This is a genomic window from Pseudomonas sp. 3MAES_34.3B (genome assembly GCF_058145875.1).
On record NZ_CM176960.1, the window covers coordinates 2,627,637 to 2,643,681 of the forward strand.

Consider the following 16,045-nt stretch of genomic DNA (forward strand, 5'->3'; position numbering starts at 1 on the left):
CCATCGGCTTGCCCCCTGGGCAGGAGAGAGCACATGAGCAAAACCATTCTCGACATGCGGGACATCCAGAAAAGCTTCGGGCCGGTCAAGGCGCTGACCCGGGTCAGCCTCTCGGTGGGCGAAGGCGAAATCCACGCCATCTGCGGCGAAAACGGCGCGGGCAAATCCACGCTGATGAAAATACTCAGCGGCGTGTACCCCCATGGCAGCTTCGAGGGGCAGATCATTTTCGACGGCCAGCCCAGGAGCTTTCACAACCTGCGCGACAGCGAGGCCCTGGGCATCTGCATCATTCACCAGGAACTGGCTCTGGTACCGATGCTGTCGATCACCGAGAACCTGTTCCTGGGCAACGAAATTGCCAGCCGAGGCGTGATCGACTGGGACAAGGCGCACCGGCTCGCCCGGGGGCTGCTCGATCGCGTAGGCCTGGACGTACGGCCGCAGACGCTCGTTGCCAACCTGGGCATCGGCCAGCAACAGATGGTGGAGATCGCCAAGGCCCTGGCCAAGGACGTGCGCTTGCTGATCCTCGACGAGCCCACCGCCAGCCTCAATGAAAAGGACAGCGACACCTTGCTCAAGCTCATGCTGGAGCTCAAGGGGCGAGGGATCACGTCAATCATCATTTCCCACAAGCTCAACGAGATCGGCCGGGTGGCGGACGAAATCACGGTGATTCGCGACGGCAGCACCGTGGATGTCATCGACTGCCGAAGCGCGCCCATCGACGACGCCCGGGTTATCCGCTCGATGGTCGGCCGGGAGCTGTCCGACCGTTACCCCAGGCGAGAACCCAGCATCGGCGAGGTGCTGTTCGAGGTCGAGGGCTGGTCGGTGGGTGACCCCGAGCATGCTGGGCGGGACCGGATTCGCGACATCACCTTCAATGTGCGCCGCGGCGAAGTGGTCGGTATTGCCGGGCTGATGGGTGCCGGCCGCACAGAACTGGCCATGAGCGTATTCGGCCGCTCCTACGGTACCCGTATCCGCGGCAAAGCCCGCCTGGAAGGCCGCGAGGTAGACGTAAGCACCGTGCGCAAGGCCATCGACCTGGGGCTGGCCTACGCCACCGAGGACCGCAAGGGCGCGGGGCTGGTGCTGGGCGACAGCATCACCCGCAACACCACCCTGGCCAACCTGGCAGCGGTGTCCCGGCGCTGGGTAATGGACGGGGCGGCTGAAACCGACGTTGCCGAGGACTACCGCACGCGTTTGCACATCCGCTGCCCAGGGGTGGATCAGCCCGTGGAAAAGCTATCGGGTGGCAACCAGCAAAAAGTGGTACTGGGCAAATGGCTGTTCTCCAACCCCAAGGTGCTGATCCTCGATGAACCCACGCGGGGCATTGATGTGGGCGCCAAGTACGAGATCTATGGCGTGGTCAATCAGGTGGTGAGCGAGGGCAGAGGGGTGGTGATGATTTCCTCTGAAATGCCGGAACTGCTGGGTACCTGCGACCGCATTTATGTGATGAACGAAGGGCGCTTCGTGGGCGAGTTCCCGATAGCCGAAGCCTCTCAGGAAAAGATCATGCAAGCGATCATGAATAACGAGGTGACCCCATGAGCGAAGCCACGCTGCCGCTTTCCACCAAACCCACGGCGCTTACCTCGTTCAAGCGTGGCGCGCGTGAATATGGCCTGCTGGCCTCGCTGATCGTGATCATGGTGTTCTTCCAGGTGGCCACCGGCGGGGCCTTGATGCAGCCGCTGAACCTGACCAACCTGCTGCTGCAAAACAGCTACATCGTGGTGATGGCGCTGGGCATGCTGATGGTGATCGTGTGTGGGCACATCGACCTGTCGGTGGGCTCGGTGGTCGGGGTGATCGGCGCCCTGGCTGCAGTGCTGATGGTGCAGTACCGGATGGATTTCTTCAGTGTGTCGCTGATCTGCCTGCTGGCAGGCGGGTTGATCGGTGCCGCACAGGGCTATTGGGTGGCGGTGTGGCGGATGCCTTCGTTCATCGTCACGCTGGCCGGCATGCTGATCTTCCGCGGCGCCACTATCGCCATTTCCCAGGGGCAGTCCATCGGGCCGTTCCCACCGGCCTTCACGGCCCTCAGTTCCGGCTTCATACCGGAGCTGTTCGCGTACGCCGACCTGCGGATCACGTCTCTGCTGCTGGGCGCGGCCGTGGCGGCGATGTTCTGGGCCGTGGAATACCGCAGCCGCCGGAAAGCCGCCAAAAGCGGCGCGTCAGTGGGGCCCATGGCCTTGTTCGCGCTGAAGAACGGCGTGATCGCCGCGCTGATCGTCTACTTCTGTTACCTGCTGTCGACCTACCGCGGCATACCCACCGTGATGGTCATCATGAGTGTGCTGGTGGCTATCTACACCTTCGTGATGAACCGCACTGTGATCGGCCGCTGGGTCTACGCCGTGGGGGGCAACCTCAAGGCCGCCAAACTGTCCGGCATCAACACCTCACGCGTGACCTTCTTCGCCTTCGTCAACATGGGTGTGCTGGCGGCGGTGGCCGGGCTGATTTTCGTGGCCCGCCTCAACAGCGCCACGCCGCGGGGCGGTACCGGCTTCGAGCTGGACGTGATCGCTGCCGTGTTCATCGGCGGCGCCTCGGCATCGGGCGGTGTGGGCAAAGTAGTGGGTGTGGTCATCGGGGCGTTCATCATGGGCGTGCTGAACAACGGCATGTCGATCATGGGGATCGGGATCGACTATCAGCAGATGATCAAGGGCGCCGTGTTGCTCGCAGCGGTGTTCGTGGATGTGTACCAAAAGAGCAAGGCCTGACGGTCGCGGCAGTTTATTTTCAGAGAGACAGCGATGATCAAGCACATAGTGATGTGGAACCTTGCAGGCACCACCCCGGAAGAAACCCGCAAAGCCTGTTTCTACCTCAAGGAGCTGTTCGAGGGGCTGGCCGGGCGCATACCTGGCCTGCTCAAGGTAGAAGTAGGCGTTGATTTCAGCCGAATCGACTACGCCTGTGACGTAGTGCTTTATACGGAATTCGATTCCGCGCAATCGCTCGCCGGTTATGCCGAGCACCCGGAACACCTTCGCGTGCGCAAGGCGCTTGGCAACTCGCGCATTGCCCGCCACCAGGTCGATTACATCGTTGAATAAGGGATGGGCGGCCTCCCGCGGCTCAATCAATGGCAGAATCCCCTGACTGAAACGTTTCGGAGACTGCCATGCTTCGTTCATTCGAACGCCGCCTCGACCCTTTCCCGCCTGATGAAATACCGCCACCGCCCGACGGCCTGGCCCGTTTTCTCTGGGCCTGCACCCGTGGCGCGCGGGGGTATATCCTTGCCATGGCGGTGTTCAGCGCCGGTGTGTCGATCTACGAAGCCTGGCTGTTTTCCTTCCTTGGCCAGGTGGTGGACCAGCTCTCTGCCTGGCAGGGGGGTGGCGCGGCGGCCATCGAAGAAAAACGTGTGTTGTGGAGCATCGCGATTGTGTTGCTGACCAGCATCGGGCTGGTGGCGCTGCGCACGATGGTTCAACACCAGGTGTTGGCGATCAACCTGCCGCTGCGGCTGCGCTGGGATTTCCATCGGCTGATGCTCAGGCAAAGCCTGTCGTTCTTTTCAGACGAATTCTCCGGCCGGGTGACCACCAAGGTGATGCAAACCGCGCTCGCGGTGCGTGAGGTGCTGTTCACGGTGATCGAGATTGCCCCGGGGATTGGGGTGTATTTCATCGCGATCATTGCGCTGGCCGGTGGCTTCGACCTCAAGCTGATGCTGCCCTTCGTTGCATGGATTGTGCTGTTCGGGTTGGCTATGTGGTACTTCGTGCCACGCTTGGGCAAGGTGGGGCAGGAACAGGCCCATGCACGGTCGTCCATGACCGGCCGCATTTCCGACGCCTACACCAACATCACCACGGTAAAGCTGTTCTCTCATTCCCGGCGCGAGGCGCATTTTGCGCGGGCAGCCATGGAAGACTTCAAGCACACCGGCTTTCGCCAGATGCGCCTGGTGAGCCAGTTCGAGATCGTCAACCAGGCGCTGGTGGTAGGGCTGATTCTCGGTGCCGGCGGCTATGCCCTGTGGCTGTGGCACCAGGGCGAAGTGGGCACTGGCGCGGTGGCAGCGATCACCGCCATGGCCTTGCGCATCAACGGCATGTCGCACTGGATCATGTGGCAGATGACCACGCTGTTCGAGAACATCGGCACCGTGCAGGACGGTATGTCTACCCTTACCCGCGGGCCCAAGGTGCAGGACGCGCCTGGCGCGGGCGTGTTACAGACCACCGGCGGCGCGGTAGTGTTCGATAACGTGAGCTTCAACTACAACGGCGAGCGGCAGGTGCTCGATGGCCTTAACCTGGCCATACACCCCGGCGAGAAGATCGGCCTGGTAGGCCGTTCCGGCGCGGGCAAGTCAACCTTGATCAACCTGCTGCTGCGCTTCTACGACGTGGACACCGGCGAAATCCGCATCGACGGGCAGAACATCGCCCAGGTGACCCAGGACAGCTTGCGCAGCGCCATCGGCATGGTGACCCAGGACACCTCGCTGCTTCACCGCTCGATCCGCGACAACATCGCCTACGGCCGGCCCGACGCCACCGACGAGCAGGTACACCGCGCCGCGGTCAACGCACAGGCCGATGGGTTCATCAGCCAGCTCAGCGACAAGCAGGGCCACAGCGGCTACGACACGCTGGTGGGCGAGCGCGGTATCAAGCTCTCGGGTGGTCAGCGGCAACGTATCGCCATCGCCCGGGTGATGCTCAAGAACGCACCGATCCTGCTGCTGGACGAGGCCACCAGCGCGCTGGACTCCGAGGTGGAAGTCGCCATCCAGGAAAGCCTCGACGAAATGATGCAGGGCAAGACGGTAATTGCCATTGCGCACCGGCTGTCCACCATCGCGGCCATGGACCGGCTGATCGTGATGGATCAAGGGCGTATCGTGGAGCAGGGCACGCACGCCCAGTTGCTCGAGAAAAAGGGCACCTATGCCCGGCTGTGGCGGCACCAGAGCGGTGGCTTCCTGGGCGAGGATCAGGCGGTGGCAGAAGAAATGGAGTAGCGGCGCGCCTAACGGGCGGCGACTCACGGCGCGTGGCCCGTTACAATGGCTTCTTTTGCCTGAGCATCCTGTAATGACCGAAGCACAACGCCTGTCTCGCCGCCTGATAGAACTGGTCGGCTGCTCCCGTCGCGAGGCGGAGATGTACATCGAGGGGGGCTGGGTCACCGTGGATGGCGAGGTGGTGGACGCACCCCAAGCCCAGGTACAGCCCACGCAGCAAGTGGTGTTATTGCCGGGCGCCAAGGCCGAGCCGCCGGAACCGGTCACGCTCCTTCTGAATCAGGGCCCCGGCCTGGATGAGGACGGGGCCTTGGCGTCCATCACGCCAGACAGCCAGGCGCCAGCCTTCGACACGGGCAAACGGGTGCTCAAAAGCCACTTTCACCGCCTGCAATGCCTGGCGCCACTTCAAGCCGGCGCCACCGGCCTGCAGGTGTTCACCCAGGACTGGCGCATCGCGCGCAAGCTTACCGCCGAGTTCGGCAAGCTGGAGCAGGAATACGTTGTGGAAGTGCAGGGCACCCTGCGCGAAGGCGGCCTTGAGCGGCTCAAGCGGGGCGCGATGCATAAGGGGCAGGCATTGCCTGCCGCCAAAGCCAGCTGGCAGAACGAAACCCACTTGCGGATCGCCATCAAGGCCCCGACGCCCGGGTTGATTGCCCTGTTGTGTACGGCGGTAGGGCTCACGCCAGTCACGATGCGCCGGTTGCGCCTGGGCGGCGTGCCGATGGGCAAGCTGCCGGTGGGGCAATGGCGCTACCTTACCGGGCAAGAACGGTTCTGAATGCAACTGCAACCAGGCGCCTGCGGGCAGGCACTGGTCACAACACATACACCTCAGGGGCAGGCATGGCACGCGGCGGTATCAACAAGGCGGTAGTGGAGAAGGCGCGCAACGCGCTGATTGCCCAGGGGCGCAATCCCAGTATCGACGCCATCCGGATCGAACTGGGCAACACAGGCTCCAAAAGCACCATCCATCGCTACCTCAAGGAGTTGGAGCAGGCCGAAGGAACGCTTGCCGAGGGCATGCTTTCCATCAGCGAGGAATTGACCGCACTGGTGACTACCCTTGCCCAGCGGCTGCACGACCAAGCCCAGGGCCGCATCGATGTGGCCCAGGAAGGTTTTGACGAACACCGGGCACGGCTGCAGGCGCAGTTGAACGAAACCGCCAGCCGGGCGGATGCGCTGCAACAGTCGGTCGCCCACACGCAAGAGGCCTTGGGCCAGGCGTTGCAGCGCCATGAGCACCTTCAGGCGACGCACCAGGCCGAGCAAACACGGAGCGCGCGCCTTGCCCAGGCCAATGAAGACCTTCAGGCCCGGCTCGCCGACAAGCAGGCGCAAGTGCTTTCGATCGAAGAGCAGCTTCGCCAGGCCCGCGATACGATCGAGCAGCACCGCGCCCTGAGCGACGAGCAACGCGCGCAAGAGCAGCGGCGCCACGAAGCGCAGCTTCAACAGCTTCAAGCGCAGGTGCAGCAGGCTCAGGAAGCCTTGGCGGACCGCGAGAAGGCGCTGACGCGGCTTGAACGGGATAACGAACGCTTGATGTCTGCCTTGAGCCAGAGTGAGCAGCAACGGCTGCAGGCTGTAGAGCATGGCGCTCACTTGCAGCGCGAAGTGGCGCGGTTGGCAACGCTCCAGGGCCAGGCCCAGGGCGCCCGCGAGGTATTGGCCAGCCAGTTGGCCGACACTCGGCAGGCATTGGAGAACGCCCGCGAAAGTGCAGCGCAGCAGGGCCGCGACCTGGCAGAGGCGCGGGTGCGTGGGGAGCTACTGGAGCAGGCGCTATCCGAGGCGAAGGCTGCGCTTCGGCCGCCTGTGATCGACGCGCCCGAGCTCGCCTGATCCGTTCCCGGTAGCGATAGGGCAAAAAAAAGCCACCGTCCCCAAAGGGCGGTGGCAAACGTTATCACCAAAGGACGAAGTGGAGACGCGCCGGGCCGCGCAGACGGCGGGGGATGCCTGTCGCCCCGGCAGCATCAGTCTTCAGGGCAAACGTTAACACCGTTCGAAAGGTTTGATGAATCAGGGCTGTTGATAGCAATCATCGCTCAAATCCATGAATGGAAAGCGCATTAAGCAGCGCAGCGCCGCCGGCTAAATCGTTACATTTGGTTCGAATTCGGAACAATCCGATACTCTGCGTTACCCCCAGCCCCTAAAGTGCCCGGCCAGTTCAATGGCGGGCTTTTCGGCGGCAGCATCTTCCTGGGTTTCCCATGCCGGGTCTTCGGGCTAAGCTCTGAAAACGGGAGATTTCCCGAGCCAAGCCTTCCGGCGAACTCCCTCAAGGAGCGTGCCTGGCGCGCCATGAACCGAAAGTTTCGAGGCTTGGCAATATGAAAACACTAGTGCATCTACACAGCCCCCTTTTCCAGTTGCGTATTGTGGCCGTCGTCATGTGCGGGGTTGTCTCGTGATGAAGGCCAACCCCGTTCGCACACGGCTGATCCTGCTGGACGACCATGAGTTCATCCTCCATGGCATTTCCCAGATCCTCGCCCGCCACCCTGATGTGGAAGTGATCAGCACGCACACCGAGAGCCGCACCCTGCTGGAAGCCCTGCGCGTTGTGCAGGTGGACATCGTGGTGATGGATTACGCCCTCAGCCCAGGTGAAGTCGACGGCCTCAACCTTATCAAGGCCATCAGAACCCGCCATCCCCGAACCCGTGTGATCGTCATCTCCTCACTGCATACGCCTTCTACCGTCGCGCTCACGCTGCGCTGCGGCGCGGCCGGTTTTGTAGGCAAGGAATTGGGTGCAGAAGAATTGCTCAAAGCCATACGCGTCGTCTCGAACGGGCGGGTGTATCTGCACCCGGACATGGAGGACGCCCTCCAGCGTAATAGCGTTGCAGTGCATCCGTTGGGCCCGACCGAAGAGGTAGACGAGCCGGTGGCTGCGTTGGTCAATACCACCACCTTGACCTTGCGCGAACGGGAAGTGCTTCGCTGCTGCCTGGATGGATTATCCGTCACCGACATCAGCAGCAAATTCTCACGAAGCATCAAGACCATCAGCGCGCAGAAGCAGTCGGCCTATCGAAAACTGGGGCTTCGCACCGACCATGAGTTGTTCAAGCTCCGTGCGCTTCTTGAACGTCGGTAACGCCAGCCGGCGCAGCCTGATCGCTGCCGTGTGCGGCCTCTGGGCCGGCGTGGCCACAGGGCAGACGTTCACACCCCAGGAGCAGGCCTGGATACGCGAGCACCCTGTGGTGCGCTATGCCATTGACCCCTATTGGCCGATGGAATACTACGGCGGCCATGGCGAGCATCAGGGGCTCACCCGGGAATATATCGACCATATCGAGCAGGCCACCGGCCTTGCCTTCGAACTCGTGCCCAGCAGTGACTTCCAGCACAGCCTGGCGATGATCGAGCAGGGCGAGCTTGATGCCGTCTCGGCGGTGTCGGTGCGGTTGCTCGATGACCAGATCCGTCATCGGCTGCTGTTCAGCGATCCCTATTTCGTCGGGGCTTCGGTGATCCTGACCAAGGCGGCCAGCCCGATCGCCTATAGCCCGGCCAAGCTGGAGGGCCAATTGGTCGCCGTGAAAGGGGGCGGGGGCTACGAGCGCTACCTGAGCCGTAATTACCCGGGTATTCACTTGCTGTTATTGAACGATCCCGAAGCCGCCCTGGCGGCCGTGGATGAGGGGCATGCCGACGCCGTCATCGGCCTGGACCAGGTGTTGCGCCCGCTGGTGCGGCGCAAGTATTTCGACCAGTTGCACCTTTCCGGCATTCTTTCGGACATGCCGGCCGTGATCGCCATGGGCATCGCACCCACGGAACCGCTGCTTAAAAGCATCATCGACAAGGCCCTCGGGAAGCTTACCTCCCGGGAAACCGACCTGATGGAGGCGCGCTGGATCGCCAGCACCGACTTCGGCGTTCCGTCCTGGGGGTCGTTGTTGCGTTATTACCGCTGGGAGCTGGCCGGTGCGGCCCTATGCGTGCTGCTGCTGGCAGCGTTTGCTCGCCATGCCTTGATGGCCCGGCGGGCCGCGCTAGAGAGTGAGGGAGTGAAAACGGCCTTCCTGGCCATGATGAGCCATGAAATTCGCACGCCGATGAACGCGATTGTTTCGTCCCTCGAGCTGTTGCGGCGCACGCCTATGCCACCCCGGCAGGAGCAACTCACCAGCCTGGCCAGCAATTCGGCGGGGAACTTGCTGGAGCTGCTGGACAATGTACTGGACCTGTCGCGGCTGGAGGCTCAGCAGGTACAGCTGGAATCGCAACCCACCCGCGTGTGGGAACTGGCCAGCGCCGTGGCGGACATCCACCGGTTGGCCGCCGAGGCCAAGGGCATCGCCCTGCGCCTGCATACCGAAGGCCCGGCACATGCGGTAGTGGCGATTGACGCCATGCGCCTGCGGCAGATCCTGGGCAACCTGCTGTCCAATGCGGTCAAGTTTACCGAGCAAGGGCAGGTAGACCTGCGCGTCACGTTGCAAGCGCAGGAGCAGGCCCACCTGGTGGTGGAGGTCGCCGACACAGGCATCGGCATCCCGGCCGAGCGGCAAGCCAGGCTGTTCCAGCCGTTCGTTCAAGCTGACAACTCCACCAATCGCCGGTACGGCGGCAGCGGCCTGGGGCTTGCCATCTGCCGCGACCTGGCGCAGCTGATGGGCGGCGATATCGGCCTGCGCAGCGCGCCGGGGCAGGGCACTACCGTATGGGTACGGCTGCCTGTGCAGGTATTGCACATTTCCGCAGCGGTTGACCCTATGCCGCCCAAGCCGAATCTGGAAACCTCGCAGGCCCCGGACGGGCCCTGCCTTCTGGTGGTCGAGGATCATCCCGTGAACCAGCAAGCCATCGCCTTGCAGTTGCATACCCTGGGGTATCGCCACGAAATCGCCGCCGACGGGCCCTCGGCCCTGGCCCGATTGGCTGCGGGCGGCATTGATGGCGTGTTGCTCGACTGTAACCTCCCAGGCATGGACGGCTATGAAGTGGCTACGCGAATCCGGGCGTGGGAACGTGAAGCCAGGCGCGCACAACGCTTGCCTGTTCTGGCGATTTCCGCAGCCAACGACGATACACACCGGGAGCGCGTGTTTGCTCATGACATGGACGGCAGCCTGAGCAAACCCCTGCGCCTGGCCGAACTGGAGGATTTGCTGGCGCTGTGGATACCGCCAGCCCCGGCTGAACCCGCCGATAGCCCGCAGGATATGCTCCGAGCGTTATTCATCAGCGCTACGCAAGCCGACCTGCTGGACATCGAGGCGGCAACGCGTGCAGGGGATCTGCGTGAGGTCGCCCACCGCGCACACCGCATACTCGGTGCAGCGTTGATGGTGGGCGCTACGGAAGTGGCTGCACTGGCCGGGGCGCTGGAGGAGCAGCTGACCCGCGCCCCCGATCGCCACCCCGAGGCGCCTGTGCTCGAGGGCCTGCGGCAGGCCCTGGGCACATTCGCCGCAGCCAGGGTTTAGCTACAGCTTGAAACGCAGCACGGTGGCGTTGAGGCTTACCGCCAGGCGTGACAGATCGTTACCCGCTGCGGCGGTTTGCTGCGCGCCGGCGGCGGTCTGTGTGGACAGGTCGCGAATGCTCACCAGGCTACGGTCTACTTCGCGGGCCACTTGCGCTTGCTCTTCGGTGGCCGAGGCAATGTTCAAGTTACGGGCGTTGATTTGCGCGATGGCAGCGGTAATGTCCGCGAGCGCCGCGCCTGCAGCCTGGGCGACATCCACGCTCACGCGGGCGCGGTCACTGCTCTGGGCCATGGAGTTCACGGCCTTGTCAGTGCCGGCCTGGATGGCCACGACCATCTCTTCGATCTGCGCGGTGGACTGCTGGGTACGGTGCGCCAGTGCGCGTACTTCGTCTGCCACGACCGCGAAGCCACGGCCGGCTTCGCCTGCACGCGCCGCCTCGATGGCCGCGTTCAATGCCAACAGGTTGGTTTGCTCCGCCACGCCGCGAATCACCTCCAGCACGCCGCCAATGCTGCGCACCTGCCCAGCCAATGCGTTGAGTTCCCCGGCCGCCCGATCGACAGCACCTTGCAGGTCATTGATCGAAGCCACGGTTTGCGTCACTTGCTCATGCCCATGCTCCGCCGCTGTGCTCGAGGCCCGGGCAGCTTCAGAGGCCAGTACCGCGTTGTTGGCCACTTCGTCCACCGCAGCAGACATCTGGTTCATTGCCGTAGCCGATTGAGCAATTTCGTCGTTCTGCCGCTGGATACCCCGCAAGGCATCGTCAGTGACCGCCGCCATTTCTTCCGAAGTGGACGCCAGCTGATTGGACGAATCCCCCAGTTCGGTCAAGGTGCGGCGCAGGTTCACCTGCATCCGCCCCAGCGCCGCCAGCAGGCGGCCAGGCTCGTCGGTACCGTCTTCAGGTACAGCCTGGCTGAAATCGTTGGCGGCAATGCGTTCCGCGACACCGAGCGCGCGGGTGAGCGGTGCCACCAGGCTGCGGGTGAACAGCATGGCCAGGGCGATGGTCGCGGCGAGGGCCAGCACGATCACTACAATGGTCACCTCCTTGGCCTGGGTGTAGGTGGCGGTGGCATTGGCGTCTTCCCGCTTTACCTTGCCGTCGATGAGGTCGTTGAGGGTCTGGATCAGTTCCTGCACCCGGTCTGCGGCCAGGGTCATCTCACCCGTGCTGGAAGTGAGTACGCCAATAGTATCCTCTTGCCCGGCGCGCACCGCGGCAAGGTAGCGATCATGCACAGCGAGGTAGGCCTGGGCAGCCTGGCGCAGGCTGGCGTAGGCGGCCTGGCCTTTTTCACTGATCAACAGTGGCCGCAGCACCTCGAGGTTGCTGGTCAGGTCTGTGCGGGCCTTCTGGATACGTTGCTCGGCGGAGGCAGCACTGGCGCTGTCCTTGGCCAGCCGCAGGCTGCCGTTGTAGAGGCGGATAGAGAGCATGTCGTTGCGCAACTGGTCGATGGTCTGCACGCTGGGCAGCACGTTGAGTTGCAACACGCTTTGCGAAGCGCGGATGGCAGAAACCTGACCCAGCGAGAACAAGCCGAAGCCTGCCACCAGCACGGCAAAAAAGCCGAAGCACACAAGTGAGCGCTGTGCGATGCGCATTTGACGTAAGAACATGAAACCCCCCGGTGTATAGATGCCCTATTATCGGCTGAAACGGTTAATCTTTAGTATGGCCATGTGCCATTTCCTCGACCAGAGGCGTTTCAAGGGGTAGGAGCGGTCTGAGAGGCAAGGTAGGCGACCAGGTCGCTGAGCTTCTGCTCACTGCCGATCCACCAGAAATTCATCCGCGTACCGGGTACTACCGCCTTGGGGTCGTCTATATACGCCTTGAGTTTTTCCTCCGTCCACACAAAGCCCGCGTTGCGCATGGCTTCGGAATACTGATACCCCTCGCTACCAGCGGTGTGGCGGCCTACTACGCCCGTGAGTAGCGGGCCGAATGCGTGCTGGGCGCCTGGGCCGATGCTATGGCAACCGCTGCAGCGTGCCTGGAAAACCGCGCGGCCCGCGTCGGCGTCCCCTTCGGCCAGGGCGCCCGTGGCGGCGGTGAGCATCAGCAAGGCGCAGAGGTAATGCGGCGGCGAAAATGTCATGGGGGTATCCACTGCTGGGCGGGCCAATAGGGGTGGCAGGCCGGAACGTGCGCATAAATAGAACGGATGCCCAGCCAACGCAAGCCCAAGGCTCGCGACCCCTTGTCGCAGCCGTATGGAGCGCGCGCCTGCGCAGGGGGCCTTTACCCTGAAGGCAGCCACAGGCAGCATGGCCTTTTCGGTGGGGGCTGGGCCATGCGACGACTGCCGTCCCTGGGTGCGTTGAAAACCTTCGAATGCGCGGCGCGCCATGGCCATTTCGGCCGTGCCGCGGCTGAATTGTGCGTCACTGACAGCGCGGTCAGTCACCAGATTCGCCAGCTGGAAGAGCAACTCGGGGTGCCACTGTTCCTGCGCGAAGGCCGCAACGTGCGGCCCACGCCGGCAGCAGGGCGGCTCATGCAACGCCTGCAGCAGGCCTTTGAAATGATCGGGGAGGCCTGTGATCAGTTACGCGACCCCGCGTCATCTGCGGTATTGCGGCTGGCGGTCACCACGGAGTTGGCGCAGAAGTGGCTGGTCAGCCGGCTGGGCGATTTTTCCAGCCGCTACCCACACATCACTTTGCACCTCTATGAGCAAGCCATCGACGCCACGGTGCCAGGGCCGGACGTGGACATCGCAATCACTTATGGCGCCGGCCCGGCAGACAGCACCGCGTACTTCGTTCGCCCGCTGCCGGCGCTGGAATTCTTCCCGGTGTGCAGCCCAGGGGTGTTCAACCTCGGCCGGCTCAAAACTCCGGCCGACCTGGCCGGGCACTGCCTGCTGCATGACGATCAAGATGGCAAGACCTGGACCGCCTGGCTTACCAGCCACGGCGGCGACCTGCGCCCGGCACGCCAGCAGTATTTCGCCCATGCGGGGCTGAGCCTGGAAGCCGCCGCGCAAGGGCAGGGCGTGGCCATGGGCGACAACCTCACCGCCCAGGAAGACCTTCACAGCGGCCGGCTGGTGCGCCCCTTTGCCGCGTCGATCACAGCGCTGGGCCAATACGCGCTCGTGTGCGAGCGGGTACGCCTTGAGCGCCCACCTGTGGCGCACCTGGTTGACTGGTTCGCCGAGCAGCTGGGTGACCCCTGAGTTTTATTCAAGGGTTGGCCAGAAATGCTCGTTGGCGAGCGTATGCGCTGATCCCGTAGGGTGCGTACGTCCCCTTACCGTTCGAGGTTCACATGGCACGTTTGCTCGATACCCTTCCCAAAGCTGATGGCTTTCGCCTGCCCGGCGAGTTCGAACCCAAGGCCGGCTGCTGGCTCGGGTGGCCGGAGCGCCCGGACGTATGGCGCAACGGCGCCAAGCCCGCGCAGCGTGTGTGGGTCGATATTGTAACGGCCATCGCCGCCAGCGAGCCGGTGACGGTATGTGCCTCGGCGGCGCAATTCGCCAATGCACGTCGCCAGCTTCCGGCGCAGGTACGGGTGGTAGAGATGACCTGCAACGACACCTGGTTCCGAGACAGTGGCCCCTGCTTCGTGGTCAATGACGGCAGCGGTGAAGTGCGCGGCGTGGACTTCGAATTCAACGCTTATGGAGGGCTGGATGGCGGGCTTTATTTCCCTTGGGACAAGGACGATCAGATCGCCAGCAAAATACTGGAGATCGAACATCTGGATCGCTACCGTGCGCCGCTGATCGCCGAGCTGGGAGGCATCCAGAGTGACGGCCAGGGCAGCATCCTGACCACCGAGCAGTGCCTGCTTAACCGTAACCGCAACCAGCACCTGGGCAAGGACGAGGTCACCCGCCGGCTTACCGACTACCTGGGGGCCGAGCAGGTGATCTGGCTGCCGCGGGGGTGCAAGTTCGACGAAACCGATGGCCATGTAGACGACCTGGCGTGCTTCGTCCGCCCCGGGGAAGTGGTGCTGCAGTGGACCGACAACCGCAGCGACCCGCAGTGGGAAATCTATCAGGAAGCCTATGACATCCTGCGCAGCACGCGCGACAGCCGCGGCCGGGAGCTCACCGTTCACAAACTCATGCAGCCCCAGCCACTGGAATGGACCGCCCACGAGGCGGCGGGGCTGGACCAGCTGGACACCACACACACCCGCCAGGCCGGCACGCTGATCTGCGCCTCGTACATCAATTACTACGCAGGCAACAGTTCTATCGTGGTGCCGCTGTTCGGTGGGCCTGAAGACCGCCAGGCCCTCGCCACCTTGAGCGAACTGTTTCCCCGGCACCGCATTGTGGGTATCGAGAACTCCCGCGAGATCCTGCTCGGCGGCGGCAACGTGGCGTGTATCACCATGCCGCAATACGCAGCCCCTCGGCGGCAGGAGGGCGGGGCATGAAGCTACGCGACCTCGCCATAGGCCTGGCCGGGTGCCTGGGGGGTTGCCTGGTATCGGCCACGAGTCAGGGGGCCGACAGCTCGCCCGCCACGGTCAACCTGTACATCTGGGGCGAATACCTTGCTCCGGATACCCTGGCCAATTTCGAGCGCACCACCGGCATCAAGGTGGTCGCCGACCACTTCGACAACCTGGAGATCGTCGAGACCAAGCTGCTCACCGGCCGTAGCGGGTACGACCTGGTGCTAACGGCAGGGCAGCATCTGTCCCGGGCAATCGCCGCCAAGGCCATCCAGCCATTGGACAAGGCTCAGTTGCCGCACTTCGATGGCATCGGCCCGTGGTTCCGCCAGCAGATGGCAATATTCGACCCCGGCAACCGTTACGCCGGCATCTACGGCTGGGGCACCACGGGCTTTGGCTACCAGCAGCAGGCCATCGCGAGCCGGCTACCCAACGCCCCCACGGACAGCTGGGCCATGTTATTCGACCCTGCAGTGGTGTCGCGTTTCGCCGATTGCGGCGTCAGCCTGCTCAACGACCCGAACGAGGTGTTCGCGGCGGTGATGCGCTACCTCGGCCTGGACATCAACAACCAGCGCCTGAGCGACCTCAAGCTGGCCGAACAACAGCTGGCGAAGATCCGGCCCTACGTACGCTACTTCGACAACGACCTCAACCTCAGCGACATGGCCAACGGCAACACCTGCCTGGCCATGTCATGGAACGGCAATATCGGCATGGCAGCCGGCCAGGCGCAGGCGGCCGGCAAGCCGTTCAGCCTGGCCTACACGATACCGAAGGAGGGCACGCTGATCTGGTTCGATGCCATGGTGATTCCGGCAGACGCACCCCATCCTCAAGCCGCGCATGCCCTGCTGGACTACCTCATGACACCGGAGGTGATCGCGCCCATTACCGACACCATCCACTACGCCAATGCCATTACCGCCGCCGATACGCTGGTGGACCCGGTCATCCGTAACGATCCAGGCACATACCCGCCGGAGGCGGCGCGCGCGACGCTTTATGCGAAAAATGACAACAGCAAGGCCTTCAACCAGGCGTTGACCCGAGCGTTCACTCGATTGAAAGCGGGGCTTTGATAGCCCGCCTGAACCCTGCTTCCAGGCCTGAGGTCTACCCCCGGAA

At 63.4% G+C, this 16,045-nt stretch carries 13 protein-coding genes and 1 pseudogene; 11 read left to right on the forward strand and 3 right to left on the reverse strand.

Features of this window, described 5'->3' with window-relative positions; all coding sequences use genetic code 11:
* Nucleotides 1-33 precede the first annotated feature (33 nt).
* From mmsA to AC3Z8Y_RS11735, 8 genes are all read left to right on the forward strand, one after another.
* On the forward strand, nucleotides 34-1,569 hold the full coding sequence (gene mmsA / locus AC3Z8Y_RS11700) for a multiple monosaccharide ABC transporter ATP-binding protein (RefSeq protein ID WP_181120892.1): 1,536 nt from the start codon (nucleotides 34-36) through the stop codon (nucleotides 1,567-1,569).
* Entirely contained in the window at nucleotides 1,566-2,756 is a 1,191-nt protein-coding gene (mmsB, locus tag AC3Z8Y_RS11705; RefSeq protein ID WP_181112087.1) for a multiple monosaccharide ABC transporter permease, read from the forward strand. Before mmsA ends, mmsB begins: the two co-directional genes overlap by 4 nt.
* A gap of 33 nt (nucleotides 2,757-2,789) precedes the next feature.
* Nucleotides 2,790-3,092, forward strand: coding sequence for a Dabb family protein (locus AC3Z8Y_RS11710; RefSeq protein WP_490089834.1), 303 nt, complete (start codon nucleotides 2,790-2,792; stop codon nucleotides 3,090-3,092).
* A 68-nt stretch (nucleotides 3,093-3,160) separates the two neighbouring features.
* On the forward strand, nucleotides 3,161-5,014 hold the full coding sequence (locus AC3Z8Y_RS11715; protein WP_490089835.1) for an ABC transporter ATP-binding protein: 1,854 nt from the start codon (nucleotides 3,161-3,163) through the stop codon (nucleotides 5,012-5,014).
* Nucleotides 5,015-5,087: 73 nt separating this feature from the next.
* Nucleotides 5,088-5,801 carry an rRNA pseudouridine synthase gene (locus AC3Z8Y_RS11720; protein WP_490089836.1) on the forward strand — a complete coding sequence of 238 codons (714 nt, stop codon included), beginning with the start codon at nucleotides 5,088-5,090 and terminating at the stop codon, nucleotides 5,799-5,801.
* A gap of 65 nt (nucleotides 5,802-5,866) precedes the next feature.
* Nucleotides 5,867-6,871, forward strand: a complete 1,005-nt coding sequence (locus AC3Z8Y_RS11725) for a DNA-binding protein (protein ID WP_490089837.1) — start codon at nucleotides 5,867-5,869, stop codon at nucleotides 6,869-6,871.
* A 574-nt stretch (nucleotides 6,872-7,445) separates the two neighbouring features.
* Entirely contained in the window at nucleotides 7,446-8,138 is a 693-nt protein-coding gene (locus AC3Z8Y_RS11730; protein WP_490089838.1) for a response regulator, read from the forward strand.
* On the forward strand, nucleotides 8,116-10,479 hold the full coding sequence (locus AC3Z8Y_RS11735; RefSeq protein WP_490089839.1) for an ATP-binding protein: 2,364 nt from the start codon (nucleotides 8,116-8,118) through the stop codon (nucleotides 10,477-10,479). The genes AC3Z8Y_RS11730 and AC3Z8Y_RS11735 overlap by 23 nt, the downstream gene beginning before the upstream one ends.
* Here AC3Z8Y_RS11735 and AC3Z8Y_RS11740 read toward each other — a convergent pair whose 3' ends face one another.
* The 3 genes and pseudogenes from AC3Z8Y_RS11740 to AC3Z8Y_RS11750 all read right to left on the reverse strand — a co-directional run bounded on the left by AC3Z8Y_RS11740 (nucleotide 10,480) and on the right by AC3Z8Y_RS11750 (nucleotide 12,593).
* Nucleotides 10,480-11,343, reverse strand: a complete 864-nt coding sequence (locus tag AC3Z8Y_RS11740; RefSeq protein WP_490089985.1) for a methyl-accepting chemotaxis protein — start codon at nucleotides 11,341-11,343, stop codon at nucleotides 10,480-10,482.
* Nucleotides 11,338-12,111: pseudogene (locus AC3Z8Y_RS11745) on the reverse strand (MCP four helix bundle domain-containing protein); the annotation flags it as partial. The gene AC3Z8Y_RS11740 and the pseudogene AC3Z8Y_RS11745, both read right to left, overlap by 6 nt.
* 89 nt (nucleotides 12,112-12,200) lie before the next feature.
* Nucleotides 12,201-12,593 carry a c-type cytochrome gene (locus AC3Z8Y_RS11750; protein ID WP_490089840.1) on the reverse strand — a complete coding sequence of 131 codons (393 nt, stop codon included), beginning with the start codon at nucleotides 12,591-12,593 and terminating at the stop codon, nucleotides 12,201-12,203.
* A gap of 195 nt (nucleotides 12,594-12,788) precedes the next feature.
* Between AC3Z8Y_RS11750 and AC3Z8Y_RS11755 the strand changes: the two genes are divergently transcribed.
* The 3 genes from AC3Z8Y_RS11755 to AC3Z8Y_RS11765 all read left to right on the forward strand — a co-directional run bounded on the left by AC3Z8Y_RS11755 (nucleotide 12,789) and on the right by AC3Z8Y_RS11765 (nucleotide 15,999).
* Entirely contained in the window at nucleotides 12,789-13,676 is an 888-nt protein-coding gene (locus tag AC3Z8Y_RS11755) for a LysR substrate-binding domain-containing protein (RefSeq protein ID WP_490089841.1), read from the forward strand.
* A 92-nt stretch (nucleotides 13,677-13,768) separates the two neighbouring features.
* Complete coding sequence (gene aguA, locus AC3Z8Y_RS11760) at nucleotides 13,769-14,893, forward strand: agmatine deiminase (RefSeq protein WP_490089842.1); 1,125 nt, start codon at nucleotides 13,769-13,771, stop codon at nucleotides 14,891-14,893.
* Nucleotides 14,890-15,999 (forward strand): extracellular solute-binding protein, encoded by a 1,110-nt coding sequence (locus AC3Z8Y_RS11765; RefSeq protein ID WP_490089843.1) that lies wholly within the window; start codon nucleotides 14,890-14,892, stop codon nucleotides 15,997-15,999. The genes aguA and AC3Z8Y_RS11765 overlap by 4 nt, the downstream gene beginning before the upstream one ends.
* Nucleotides 16,000-16,045 lie beyond the last annotated feature (46 nt).